This window comes from Pseudomonas sp. HY13-MNA-CIBAN-0226, from assembly GCF_040310305.1.
Classification (GTDB): Bacteria; Pseudomonadota; Gammaproteobacteria; order Pseudomonadales; family Pseudomonadaceae; genus Aquipseudomonas; species Aquipseudomonas gregormendelii.
In genome coordinates this window covers 64,193-76,496 of sequence record NZ_JBEOPS010000021.1, presented here as the reverse complement: position 1 = coordinate 76,496, position 12,304 = coordinate 64,193, and the positions used below count along the sequence as shown (strand labels likewise).

The window sequence follows — 12,304 nt, the reverse complement described above, 5'->3', positions numbered from 1 at the left end:
CGCCTACACTGCCGATCCCCCAAAGGAGCCCACCATGCTGATCGTTGCCGACGAAAATATCCCGCTACTCGATGCCTTTTTCGAATCCTTCGGTGAGATCCGCCGGGTACCGGGGCGGTCGATTGATCGCGCCACCGTTGAGCAGGCCGACGTGTTGCTGGTGCGTTCCGTGACCAACGTCAACCGCGCTTTGCTTGAAGGCAGCAAGGTGCGGTTTGTCGGGACCTGCACCATCGGCACCGATCACCTTGACCTGGACTACTTCCAGCAAGCCGGCATCAGCTGGTCGAGCGCTCCGGGCTGCAACGCCCGGGGCGTGGTCGACTATGTGCTGGGCAGCCTGTTGACCCTGGCCGAGATCGAGGGCGCGGACCTCAAGCAGCGCACTTATGGCGTGGTGGGTGCCGGTGAAGTGGGCGGTCGCCTGGTTGAAGTGCTGAAGGGCCTGGGCTGGAACGTGCTGGTCTGCGACCCGCCGCGCCAGAGCGCTGAGGGCGGTGATTTTGTCAGCCTGGAGCAGGTCATCGAGCGCTGCGATGTCATCAGCCTGCACACCCCCCTGAAAAAACACGGCGCGCAGTCCACCTGGCACCTGTTCGACCGCGATCGCCTGAGCCAGCTCAAACCCGGCACCTGGCTGATCAACGCCAGCCGCGGCCCGGTGGTCGACAACGCCGCCTTGCGCAACGTGCTGCTGCAGCGCGAAGACCTGCAGGCGGTGCTGGATGTCTGGGAAGGTGAGCCTGAGGTGGATGTGGCGCTGGCGGACCTGTGCGTGTTGGCCACGCCGCACATTGCCGGTTACAGCCTCGATGGCAAGCAGCGCGGCACGGCGCAGATCTATCAGGCGTTTTGCGATTTCCTTGGGCAGCCGGCGACGGTCAGCCTGAGTGAGCTGCTGCCGGCGCCCTGGTTGGCGCAGGTCACCCTCAACGCCCAGACCGACCCGGCCTGGGCGCTGGCGATGTTGTGCCGCGGGGTGTACGACCCACGCCGTGATGATGCGGATTTCCGTCGCAGCCTTGTAGGCAGTGTGAGCGAGCAGCGTGCGGCGTTTGATGCCCTGCGCAAGCATTACCCGTTGCGCCGGGAGATTGATGGGCTGCAGGTGCGGGTTGAGGGGGAGTCTGTGGAGTTGCAAAAGATCGTGGCGGCATTAGGGGCCACCTCAATCCCGGCGTAGCGCCTACCTTCCCGTAGGAGCTGCCGAAGGCTGCGATCTTTTGATCTGGTTCTTGATTGTAAAAAACCAGAAGCAAGATCAAAAGATCGCAGCCTGCGGCAGCTCCTACAGGGGTATGCCATAAACCGCCCATAACAAACCCGGCCATCAAGGCGGGGTTAAGAAACCGCCCATAAAAAACCCGGCCATCAGGGCCGGGTCAAGAAGACGGGCTATATCAATCTTGTTTGGCAGGCTCGACCAATCGCTTCTCCAGGTCGCGGCAAGCGTCCTGGATCATGGCTTCAGTGATTGGCACTTCGCGCCCCTGCTCGTCGATAATCGAGCAACCCAGAGACTGGCCGGGCTGTGTACGAATCACTTCAATCTTGTCTTCGCTGCTGTGTTGCAAGGACATGGCCTGTCTCCTCATCAGGTTGTGTGCTTACTATAAAACCGCCTGGTGACCGGGCTGTGACAGTCCCTGCGGTCTTTCCTGAACGGCATCGACAGTCCACCAGAAATAACGCAGGGTTGCCACCCGGACTTTAGACCAATAGCGTCTAGCGCCTAGGCCTTGCGGTCATAATTAACCTGACTCATTGTGATTTACACAAGTTCCCTTCAAACCACCGCGCCGTGGCGCACCTGGATGATTTTGATGCTTTCTGCCCGTCACCGCCGTGCCATTCGCCTGACCAGTCGTTTTCTCGCACCGTACCGTTGGCCGGCCCTCGGCGCGTTGTTGGCGCTGATTGCCACGGCGGGCATCACCCTGTCCATGGGGCAGGGCATTCGACTGCTGGTGGATCAGGGGTTCATGACCCAGTCACCGCATCTGCTCAATCAATCCATCGGCCTGTTCATGTTGTTGGTTGGGGGCTTGGCGGTCGGCACCTTTGCGCGTTTTTACCTGGTGTCGTGGATCGGCGAGCGGGTGGTCGCCGACATTCGCCGGCAGGTGTTCAACCACCTCGTCTACCTGCATCCCGGTTTTTATGAGGACAACCGCAGCTCCGAGATCCAGTCGCGCCTGACGGCCGACACCACTTTGCTGCAATCGGTGATCGGCTCTTCGCTGTCGTTGTTCCTGCGTAATTTGTTGATGGTGATCGGCGGGGTGATCCTGCTGTTCATCACCAACCCCAAACTCACCAGCATCGTGGTGGTCGCCTTGCCGCTGGTGATTGCGCCGATCCTGATCTTCGGTCGCCGGGTGCGCAGCCTGTCGCGCATGAGCCAGGACCGCATCGCCGACATCGGCAGCTACGTGTCCGAAACCCTGGGCCAGATCAAGACCGTGCAGGCCTATAACCATCAGGTGCAGGACGAGCAACGGTTTGCCGTGACCGTGGAGCAGGCGTTCGAGACCGCGCGCAAGCGGATCTTCCAGCGCGCCTGGCTGATTACCCTGGTGATCGTGCTGGTGCTGGGGGCGGTGGGCGTGATGTTGTGGGTGGGCGGCATGGACGTGATTGCCGGGCGGATTTCCGCGGGCGAGCTGGCGGCTTTCGTTTTTTACAGCCTGATCGTCGGCAGCGCGTTCGGCACCTTGAGCGAAGTGATTGGTGAACTGCAACGCGCCGCTGGCGCCGCCGAGCGCATTGCCGAGTTACTGCGCTCGGAAAACATCATCCAGCCGCCGACCTCGGGGCTGGTGACCTTGCCCGAGCGGGTCGCCGGCGATCTGGTGCTGGAGGATGTACGTTTTTCCTACCCCTCGCGGCCGGAAAGCTACGCGGTCGATGGCCTGAGCCTGACCATCCATGCCGGCGAAACCCTGGCCCTGGTCGGGCCTTCGGGGGCGGGCAAGTCGACGGTGTATGACCTGCTGCTGCGCTTCTACGACCCCATCGCCGGGCGCATCCTGCTCGATGGCGTGCCACTGACCCAGCTCGACCCCCTGGACCTGCGCCGCTGCTTCGCGCTGGTGTCGCAGAACCCGGCGCTGTTTTACGGCAGCGTTGAAGAGAACATCCGCTATGGCCGGCCGGACGCCACCCTGGCCCAGGTGCAGGAAGCGGCGAAAATCGCCTATGCCCACGACTTCATCGAACAGATGCCCGACGGCTACCAGACCCACCTCGGCGACGGCGGCCTGGGCTTGTCCGGCGGCCAGCGCCAACGCCTGGCCATCGCCCGTGCTTTGCTGGTGGACGCCCCCATCCTGCTGCTCGACGAAGCCACCAGCGCCCTCGATGCCCAGAGCGAACACCTGATTCAGCAAGCGCTGCCCAGCCTGATGAAAAACCGCACCACCCTGGTCATCGCTCACCGCCTGGCCACGGTGAAAAACGCCGACCGCATCGCGGTGATGGATCAGGGCAAGTTGGTCGCCGTGGGGACGCATCAGGAGCTGATCGCAGGGAATGCGCTGTATGCGCGGTTGGCGGCGTTGCAGTTCAGTGATGGGCATGAAGGGGCGTGAATGAGTGGCACTGGCTGACCCAATACCGACCCAGTACCGACTAAGTAACCGACTAAGTAACCGACCAAGTAACCGACCAGGGATCGGCACTCGGAAATATGCAGAAATCGCGCAAATCAGCGGCTTTAAATCGCAGGGCTAACCTTGAGTAATCTGCATGTTTCAGGGAGGGCAACGGAATGCCCATCGCCGCAAACGGATGTCGCCTGCGTACGTCCAGATTTTCTGAGCAGGGTCGTATTTATCTGCTGACAGCAGTCACTCATCAGCGCCAGCCGGTGTTTGCTGACTGGCGCTTGGGCCGCCTGTTGGTGGATCAATTGCGCTGCGCCGATGAGGGGGCGGCGATCAGTTCCATGGCATGGGTTGTGATGCCGGATCATCTGCATTGGCTGATTGAGCTTAAGCACGGGACGCTCGCGGAATTGATGTGTCGCATCAAGTCCAGGAGCAGCCGTTCGATCAATCTGCTGCGTGGAGATCAGGGGCGAGTGTGGCAGAGGGGGTATTACGACCGCGCGTTGCGCCGCGATGAAGATATCAAGGGGGCGGCGAGGTACATCGTCATGAATCCGTTGCGGGCGGGGTTGGTTCGGCGGGTTGGTGATTATCCGTTGTGGGATGCGATTTGGGTTTGAAGATCAGAAGCAAAAGTCAAAAGATCGCAGCCTTCGGCAGCTCCTACGGGGGCACCGCTGCGATCTTTTGGTCTTGCTTCACCCTATATCACTGATCATCAAAATACCGCTCATGCCAATCCACCAGCGGCTGCGGCGAATTCAGCTTCTGCCCGTAGATCACCGAATACGACAACACGTTCTGAACGTACTGCCGGGTTTCATCGAACGGAATGCTCTCCACCCACACGTCGAAACTCAGGTGATCGGCACCGCGCAGCCACTGGCGTACGCGGCCCGGGCCGGCGTTGTAGGCGGCAGAGGCGAGGACGCGGTTGCCGTTGAACTGGGCGTGGACCTGGCTCAGGTAGGCGGCGCCGAGCTGGATATTCGTGTCCGGGTTGAGCACTTGCTGAGGCGAGGCCAGGGGAATGCTGAACTTGCGTGCAGTTTCCTTGGCGGTGGCTGGCATCAGCTGCATCAGGCCGCTGGCGCCGACGCCGGAGCGGGCGTCGTCCATGAAGGCGCTTTCCTGGCGGGTAATGGCGAAGACCCAGCTGGAATGCAGGCCGCGGACCTTGGCTTCACGCACCAGCGTTTCGCGGTGGGCCATCGGGAAGCGGATATCGAGGTCGTCCCAATACTGCGCCTGGCTGATGGTGCGGATCGCCGGGAAATACCATTTCAGGTCATAGGCCAGTTTGGCCTGGGCGACCATTTCATCGCGGTTGAAGTGGCGGCTGACGTGATACCACTCGCGGCGACCGTCGACGATCTGCCCGCGAGCATGAAACTCCAGCGCACGGCGAATGCCCGGTGTATTGCGCACCTTGTTGATCAGCGCCTGGCTCAACACCAGCGGCTTGTTGTTCAGCGAGTAGGGCGATTGCGAACGATCGGCGGCCAGGAAGCCATAGAAGTCACGCTCGCGGGCCAGGCCCTTATACAGCGTCTGCGCTTCCGGGTTCTGCGGTTGCGCCAGTTCCAGGCTGCGGGCCTGCCAGTAGCGCCACCGGTTGGTGGTCGCCAGGTCCTGGGGCAGGCGGCGAGTCAGCTGATAGGCATCATCCCAACGCGCCAGGCGCAGCAACAGGCGCAGGCGCCATTCGGAAACGGTGTTGTCGCGCAGCTCCGGGTCGTACTTGGTCATCACCTCCAGCGCCCGGGCGTCGAACCGGCGGGCGAGGGTCAGGCCGATTTCCCGGGCAATGGCAACTTTTTCATCGCGGGAAAAATGCATGCTGCTGGCATAGCCATCGAGCAGGGCCATGGCCTTGTCCGGGTCCTGGCGCGCCAGGCGGCGCAAGCCAAGGCTGACGACGTCGGACATTGGCTCATCGGCCGGGGTGAAGCGTGACGGCTGGTTGAGCAGCTCGGGCTTCTGCGCTACATCCACCAGCAAGCGGCCGCGGGGGGCTAGGGTGGTGAGGCCGTTGACCAGGCTGTTGGCCAGCGGATAGTTGCGCGCCTGGGCCGCGAGCTTGGTGCGCTCCCAGCGTTTCTGTTCAGTCAGTTGACCATCGGCGGCCCACACCCCGAACAAGCCGTCGCACGCGGCCGGCAGGGATTTACCGGTGAGCCACAGCTTGTTGGCGTTGGCGTAGCCTTCGGATTTCTGGTTGTGGCCGATCTGGTATTGCGCGTTCAGGCAGTCCAGCTCGGTGAAGTTGAGCTTGGGGTCGTAATACTTGACGAAGGGTGCCCAGTCGCCACGTTCTGCCAGCCAGCGCAACCAGCGCAGTTTCATCCAGTTGGCCTGGGGCAGGTCACCGTGCTCGGCGAGGAATTTCTCGATTTCGGCATTGCTGGCGGTTTTCAGGCGCGCGGTCAGTTCGTCATACGCCAGGTAAGGTTCCAGCGGATAATCGGCCAGGGCCTGGCTGTAGCGCATATAAGGGCCGGTATCGCCCTTGGCCAGCGCGCGCTTGGCTTCGTCGTAGTATTGGCGCTGGGTGGACAGGTCCACCGCCTGGGCTGATTGGATGGCAGAGGCAGAAAGAAGCAAACATGAAAAAAGACTGAAAAGGCGACTGCGCATGAGACATCCGGGCAGAGAAATCATGACAAGTGCGGGCAGGACCCCCACTGAATAATCTGTAGCTTAGCCTTTTGCCGGCGACCGGCGAAAGCTTTGCCGGCCTCTTGGCATCAGTTCGCAACATTTGTCATGCAGAGTGCCCCGACATTGAAATTGCCGGCCTTTTGCAGCCTCAAGTCAGGTAGAATGCGCGCCCGGTTTTTGGAGAAGCTCATGACCCTGCTCAAATTCAGCGATGTGTCCCTTGCTTTCGGCTCTACGCCGTTGTTGGACAAGGTGTCCTGGCAGATCGCCCGTGGAGAGCGGGTGTGCATCATCGGCCGCAACGGCACTGGCAAGTCCAGCATGATGAAGCTCGTCAAGGGCGACCAGAAGCCGGATGACGGCTCCGTTTGGCGTGCCCCCGGCCTCAAGATTGGCGAATTGCCGCAAGAATTGCCGGTAGCCGACGAGCGGACCGTGTTCGACGTGGTGGCTGAAGGCCTGGACGGCGTTGGTGAGCTGCTCGCGCAGTATCACCACCTGAGCCAGAACATCGTCACCGACGCCGACCTGGACAAGCTGATGCACGTCCAGCAAGACCTCGAAGCTCGTGACGGCTGGCGCTTGCAGCAATTGGTAGACAGCACCCTGAGCCGCCTGCAACTGCCGGCCGACAAGACCCTGTCCCAGTTGTCCGGCGGCTGGCGTCGTCGCGTGCTGCTGGCCCAGGCCCTGGTTTCCGAGCCGGACCTGCTGCTGCTCGACGAACCGACCAACCACCTGGACATCGGTGCCATCGCCTGGCTTGAAGAAGCGCTGAAGGATTTCCAGGGCGCCGTGCTGTTCATCACGCACGACCGTTCTTTCCTGCAGAACCTGGCGACCCGCATCCTGGAACTGGATCGCGGCGGCCTGATCGACTGGAACGGCGACTACGCCAGCTTCCTGGTGCACAAGGAAGCGTCGCTGGCCGCTGAAGAAACCGCCAACGCGCTGTTCGACAAGAAGCTGGCCCAGGAAGAAGTGTGGATCCGCCAGGGCATCAAGGCCCGTCGTACCCGTAACGAAGGCCGTGTTCGCGCATTGAAAGCATTGCGCGTCGAGCGTAGCGAGCGTCGTGAGCGCACCGGCAAGGCCAACATCCAGCTGGACACTGCCGACAAGTCCGGCAAGCAGGTGATGGTCCTCGAGAACGTGAGCTTCGCGCATCCGGGCGGCCCGTTCCTGATCAAGGATTTTTCGATGGTCCTGGCGCGCGGCGACCGTATCGGCCTGCTCGGCGCCAACGGTACCGGCAAGACCACGCTGCTCAAACTGATGCTCAACGGCCTGCAGCCTACCAGCGGCACCGTGGAGGAGGGCACGCGCATCGACGTGGCCTACTTCGACCAGTTGCGCCATCAGCTGGACCTGGAAAAGACCGTGATCGACAACGTGGCCGAAGGCCGCGACTTCATCGACATCGACGGCCAGAGCCGCCACGTGCTGAGCTACCTGGGCGACTTCCTGTTCAGCCCGCAGCGTGCCCGCACGCCGGTCAAGGCGCTGTCGGGTGGTGAGCGTGCGCGTCTGTTGCTGGCCAAATTGTTCAGCAAACCGGCCAACCTGCTGGTGCTCGACGAACCGACCAACGACCTCGACGTGGAAACCCTCGAGTTGCTGGAAGAGGTCCTGCTGACCTTCAACGGCACCGTGCTGATGGTCAGTCACGACCGGGCATTCCTCGACAACGTGGTTACCAGCACCCTGGTCTTCGAAGGTGAAGGCAAGGTTCGCGAATACGTCGGTGGTTATCAGGACTGGCTGCGCCAGGGTGGCTCGCCGCGCCTGCTGGGCGTGACCGAGAGCAAATCGGGTAAAGCCGACCTGACGTCGGCGGTGGTGACCGCCGAGGCGGCGCCTGCGGCTGCTGCGGTTGAAGCGCCAGTGGCGAAAAAGAAACTCAGCTACAAGCTGCAGCGCGAGCTGGAAGCCTTGCCGGGCCAGATCGAAGCCATGGAGCAGCAGATCGCCGCGGTTGAAGCGCAAATGGCCGACAGCGCGTTCTACCAGCGTCCTGCGGCGGAAACCGCAGCGGTGATTGCTCAGCTGGAACAGTTGCAGGCGGAACTGGAGGTGATGGTGGAGCGTTGGGCCGAGCTGGACGCCTGATTAACCCCGCAATAAAAAAGCCCGGCGTCCAGTGATGAGCGCCGGGCTTTTCGTATGTACCGCGATCCCGTAGGAGCTGCCGAAGGCTCGGGCCGCGTTCGGACGATCTTTTGATCTTGCTTTAAAAAACCAGGCCCAGAATCGCAACCCCGTAGGAGCTGCCGAAGGCTGCGATCTTTTGATCTTGCTTTAAAAAACCAAGCCCAGGATCGCAGCTCCTACAGGGGATTGTGTTGTCAGTTCTTGTTGGCCAGGCGCACCGCCAGCACGTCACAGGGCGCGCCGTGCAGCACGTCATTGGCCGTCGAGCCCAGCAGCAATGCCAGGCCATGGCGGCCATGACTGCCCACCACGATCATGTCGCAGCCTTGCTCCTTGGCCAGGTGATGGATTTCCTGGCGCGGTTGGCCGTAGGTCAGGTGGCTGAATTCCTTGGACAGCTCCGGGTACTTGATGATCAACCGGTCAAGTCGCTCGCGAGCCTGGTCAAACTGCTGCTGTTGCAGTTGCGACAGGTCCATGGGCACGTCGCCGCCAAAGGCCATGGCCATCGGTTCGACGATGTGCACCAGGGACAGCTTGGCACCGTTGCTCACCGACAGTTCGCGAGCACGGTGGATTACAGGGTCGCACTCTTCGGTTAGATCTACAGCGACCAGAATATGGTGGTAGGGCATGAGGTGCTCCTCCTGAGAATGGCAATAGTGATAAGTATGGCTGGTTTCAAGCGCAGCGGTTCCAAAGTGACCCGGACGCGCTCATTTAAAAAAACGATGCCTGTAAAAACGGAGTACTGATATGACGGTCTGGATAGTGGTGTCAATCCTGTTGGTGGTTTTGAGTCCGCTGGCATGGTTGCGGCCGTCCCGTGGCCAGAGCGGTCGCATGGCCCTGCGCATGGAGGCGCGACGCATCGGCCTGGCCATGCAACTGGCGCCCGTGGAGTGGCCGCACTGGCTCAGCCAGGAGCCGCCAAGCCCGTGCGCGCAGTACCATCGGCCACGACGCGGCAAGCGGCCGGCCTGCTGGAGTTACTGGCAAAAAGCCCCTGGGGTCTGGGTGAATCAGTGGCAGGAAGTTTGCGAAGATCAGGTGTTGCTGAATCATTTCGAAAAATTGCCAGACAACGTCTACAAGGTCGAGGCGGATCAGCAAATGATCACCTTGTATTGGGGTGAGAAGGGCGAGGCGAGTGTGTTGCAACAAATCGACGCCACCCTCAAAGCCCTGGCCTGAAACCGATCTGCCTGGCCTGCGGTGTTGCATCCACATTTCCCGAGACAATAAAAAGCCCGACATCAACATCGGGCCGGGTTGGCCAGGCAGGCCGGAAAACGGTGTGGGCTGATCTTACGCTTGGCATTCGTCCAAGCGTTGATAAATTTTCCTCCAGGTCCCCGCCAGCGTAGCCTCTTAAACGGAAGCTGCCGCGAATTAGGGCGACTTTTCTAACTATTGATTCTATGAATGGCCACACATGCACCCGCGTGTTGAAGATCTTCGCGTAACGGAAATGACCGCAAAGTCGCATTTGCGCCCCTATTTTGGGCGATTGACAATTGTCTGAAATTCCGTGAAGGTGACGTACCCAAATCAAACGGGCGTATGAATTGAGCGTTTGCATTGCGCATCGCTCCTACGAATCCCGACTATCGCGTTGGCGGGTGTGACGGGTGGATTGGCGTAGCATCGACGAATAACGTCCTGCCAAGCCATTCGCCTGCGTCCGACGTGTACTGTTCAGCTTCCATATCGTGGAGATCAGTTGATGATTTACGAAGGTAAAGCCATCACGGTTACGGCTCTTGAAAGTGGCATCGTCGAATTGAAATTCGACCTCAAGGGTGAGTCCGTCAACAAGTTCAACCGTCTAACCCTGAACGAACTGCGTCAGGCCGTAGACACCATCAAGGCAGATGCTTCGATCAAGGGTGTGATCGTCAGCAGCGGCAAGGACGTTTTCATCGTCGGCGCCGACATCACCGAATTCGTCGAGAACTTCAAGCTGCCCGATGCAGAGCTTGTTGCAGGCAACCTCGAAGCCAACAAGATATTCAGTGATTTCGAAGACCTCAACGTCCCGACTGTCGCCGCGATCAACGGCATCGCCCTGGGTGGCGGTCTGGAAATGTGCCTGGCGGCGGACTACCGCGTCATGTCCACCTCGGCCAAGATCGGTCTGCCGGAAGTCAAGCTGGGCATCTACCCTGGCTTCGGCGGCACCGTGCGTCTGCCGCGCCTGATCGGTGCCGACAACGCCATCGAATGGATTGCCGCCGGCAAGGAAAACCGTGCTGAAGACGCGCTGAAAGTTGGCGCTGTAGACGCAGTGGTGGCTCCTGAGAAACTGCAGGAAGCGGCCCTTGAACTGATCAAGCGCGCCATTTCCGGTGAGTTTGACTACAAGGCCAAGCGCCAGCCGAAGCTGGAAAAGCTCAAGCTGAACGCGATCGAACAAATGATGGCCTTCGAAACTGCCAAAGGTTTCGTGGCCGGTCAGGCTGGCCCGAACTACCCGGCGCCGGTTGAAGCGATCAAGACCATCCAGAAAGCCGCGAACTTCGGTCGCGACAAGGCTCTGGAAGTCGAAGCGGCAGGTTTTGTGAAACTGGCCAAGACCTCTGCTGCGCAGAGCTTGATCGGTCTGTTCCTGAACGATCAGGAATTGAAGAAAAAGGCCAAGGCCTACGACGAAATCGCTCGCGACGTGAAGCAGGCTGCCGTATTGGGCGCTGGCATCATGGGCGGCGGCATCGCCTATCAGTCGGCTTCCAAAGGTACGCCGATCCTGATGAAGGACATCAACGAGCACGGTATCGAGCAGGGCCTGGCTGAAGCCGCCAAGCTGCTGGTTGGCCGCGTTGATAAAGGCCGCATGACGGCGGCGAAAATGGCCGAAGTGCTCAACGGCATTCGTCCAACCCTGTCCTACGGCGACTTCGGTCACGTGGACCTGGTGGTCGAAGCCGTGGTCGAGAACCCGAAAGTCAAGCAGGCCGTACTGGCCGAAGTGGAAGACAAGGTCAAAGAGGACACCATCCTCGCGTCCAACACCTCGACCATTTCCATCACCTTGCTGGCCAAGGCCCTCAAGCGTCCGGAAAACTTCGTCGGCATGCACTTCTTCAACCCGGTGCACATGATGCCCTTGGTGGAAGTGATCCGTGGCGAGAAGTCCAGCGAGCTGGCTGTTGCCACCACCGTTGCCTACGCCAAGAAAATGGGCAAGAACCCGATCGTGGTCAACGACTGCCCGGGCTTCCTGGTCAACCGCGTGCTGTTCCCGTACTTCGGCGGTTTCGCCAAGTTGGTCAGCGCTGGTGTGGACTTCGTGCGCATCGACAAGGTCATGGAAAAATTCGGCTGGCCGATGGGCCCGGCTTACCTGATGGACGTGGTCGGCATCGACACCGGTCACCACGGTCGTGACGTGATGGCTGAAGGCTTCCCGGATCGCATGAAAGACGACCGCCGTTCGGCGATCGACGTGCTCTACGAAGCCAAGCGCCTGGGCCAGAAGAACGGCAAGGGCTTCTACGCCTACGAGACCGACAAGAAGGGCAAGCAGAAGAAAGTGGCCGACCCGTCGGTGCTGGAAGTGCTCAAGCCGATCGTTTACGAGCAGCGCGAAGTCACTGACGAAGACATCATCAACTGGATGATGATCCCGCTGTGCCTGGAAACCGTGCGTTGCCTGGAAGACGGCATTGTCGAAACCGCCGCCGAAGCCGACATGGGTCTGGTCTACGGTATTGGTTTCCCTCCATTCCGTGGCGGCGCGCTGCGCTACATCGATTCGATCGGTGTTGCCGAGTTCGTTGCCCTGGCTGACCAGTACGCTGATTTGGGCGCGCTGTACCACCCGACCGCAAAACTGCGTGAAATGGCCAAGACTGGCCAGCGGTTCTTCGGTTAAGCGTCCCAAC

At 60.6% G+C, this 12,304-nt stretch carries 9 protein-coding genes; 6 read left to right on the top strand and 3 right to left on the bottom strand.

Annotated elements, in window-relative coordinates; all coding sequences use genetic code 11:
- Window positions 1–34: 34 nt before the first annotated feature.
- Window positions 35–1,183, top strand: coding sequence for a 4-phosphoerythronate dehydrogenase PdxB (pdxB, locus tag AAEZ05_RS21965; protein ID WP_045062394.1), 1,149 nt, complete (start codon window positions 35–37; stop codon window positions 1,181–1,183).
- Window positions 1,184–1,400: 217 nt separating this feature from the next.
- Here pdxB and AAEZ05_RS21960 read toward each other — a convergent pair whose 3' ends face one another.
- Entirely contained in the window at window positions 1,401–1,580 is a 180-nt protein-coding gene (locus AAEZ05_RS21960) for a PA1571 family protein (RefSeq protein WP_350600865.1), read from the bottom strand.
- Between the two features lie 234 nt (window positions 1,581–1,814).
- Here AAEZ05_RS21960 and AAEZ05_RS21955 point away from each other — a divergent pair, with 234 nt between their 5' ends.
- A complete protein-coding gene (locus tag AAEZ05_RS21955) occupies window positions 1,815–3,590 on the top strand; it encodes an ABC transporter transmembrane domain-containing protein (protein ID WP_350648834.1) in 1,776 nt (591 codons plus the stop codon).
- A 179-nt stretch (window positions 3,591–3,769) separates the two neighbouring features.
- Window positions 3,770–4,228, top strand: coding sequence for an REP-associated tyrosine transposase (locus tag AAEZ05_RS21950; protein WP_350648832.1), 459 nt, complete (start codon window positions 3,770–3,772; stop codon window positions 4,226–4,228).
- A gap of 88 nt (window positions 4,229–4,316) precedes the next feature.
- Here AAEZ05_RS21950 and AAEZ05_RS21945 read toward each other — a convergent pair whose 3' ends face one another.
- On the bottom strand, window positions 4,317–6,245 hold the full coding sequence (locus tag AAEZ05_RS21945) for a transglycosylase SLT domain-containing protein (RefSeq protein ID WP_045062401.1): 1,929 nt from the start codon (window positions 6,243–6,245) through the stop codon (window positions 4,317–4,319).
- Window positions 6,246–6,458: 213 nt separating this feature from the next.
- On the opposite strand from AAEZ05_RS21945, the gene AAEZ05_RS21940 reads away from it, so the two are divergent.
- Window positions 6,459–8,378: an ATP-binding cassette domain-containing protein gene (locus tag AAEZ05_RS21940; RefSeq protein ID WP_350648830.1), complete on the top strand. Its 1,920-nt coding sequence runs from the start codon at window positions 6,459–6,461 to the stop codon at window positions 8,376–8,378.
- 236 nt (window positions 8,379–8,614) lie between these two features.
- Here the strand turns inward: AAEZ05_RS21940 and AAEZ05_RS21935 are convergent, their stop codons facing one another.
- Entirely contained in the window at window positions 8,615–9,055 is a 441-nt protein-coding gene (locus AAEZ05_RS21935; RefSeq protein ID WP_045062405.1) for a universal stress protein, read from the bottom strand.
- A 121-nt stretch (window positions 9,056–9,176) separates the two neighbouring features.
- Between AAEZ05_RS21935 and AAEZ05_RS21930 the strand changes: the two genes are divergently transcribed.
- Both AAEZ05_RS21930 and fadB read left to right on the top strand, forming a co-directional pair.
- Window positions 9,177–9,614, top strand: coding sequence for a hypothetical protein (locus AAEZ05_RS21930; RefSeq protein WP_350648828.1), 438 nt, complete (start codon window positions 9,177–9,179; stop codon window positions 9,612–9,614).
- 532 nt (window positions 9,615–10,146) lie between these two features.
- Window positions 10,147–12,294 (top strand): fatty acid oxidation complex subunit alpha FadB, encoded by a 2,148-nt coding sequence (fadB, locus tag AAEZ05_RS21925; RefSeq protein ID WP_045062410.1) that lies wholly within the window; start codon window positions 10,147–10,149, stop codon window positions 12,292–12,294.
- Window positions 12,295–12,304: the final 10 nt, after the last annotated feature.

What these genes read in the sequence shown, in the direction of transcription:
- pdxB (WP_045062394.1), top strand. Translation starts at nt 35, where the DNA reads ATGCTGATCGTTGCCGACGAAAATATCCCGCTACTCGATGCCTTTTTC.
- AAEZ05_RS21960 (WP_350600865.1), bottom strand. Translation starts at nt 1,580, where the DNA reads ATGTCCTTGCAACACAGCAGCGAAGACAAGATTGAAGTGATTCGTACA.
- AAEZ05_RS21955 (WP_350648834.1), top strand. Translation starts at nt 1,815, where the DNA reads ATGATTTTGATGCTTTCTGCCCGTCACCGCCGTGCCATTCGCCTGACC.
- AAEZ05_RS21950 (WP_350648832.1), top strand. Translation starts at nt 3,770, where the DNA reads ATGCCCATCGCCGCAAACGGATGTCGCCTGCGTACGTCCAGATTTTCT.
- AAEZ05_RS21945 (WP_045062401.1), bottom strand. Translation starts at nt 6,245, where the DNA reads ATGCGCAGTCGCCTTTTCAGTCTTTTTTCATGTTTGCTTCTTTCTGCC.
- AAEZ05_RS21940 (WP_350648830.1), top strand. Translation starts at nt 6,459, where the DNA reads ATGACCCTGCTCAAATTCAGCGATGTGTCCCTTGCTTTCGGCTCTACG.
- AAEZ05_RS21935 (WP_045062405.1), bottom strand. Translation starts at nt 9,055, where the DNA reads ATGCCCTACCACCATATTCTGGTCGCTGTAGATCTAACCGAAGAGTGC.
- AAEZ05_RS21930 (WP_350648828.1), top strand. Translation starts at nt 9,177, where the DNA reads ATGACGGTCTGGATAGTGGTGTCAATCCTGTTGGTGGTTTTGAGTCCG.
- fadB (WP_045062410.1), top strand. Translation starts at nt 10,147, where the DNA reads ATGATTTACGAAGGTAAAGCCATCACGGTTACGGCTCTTGAAAGTGGC.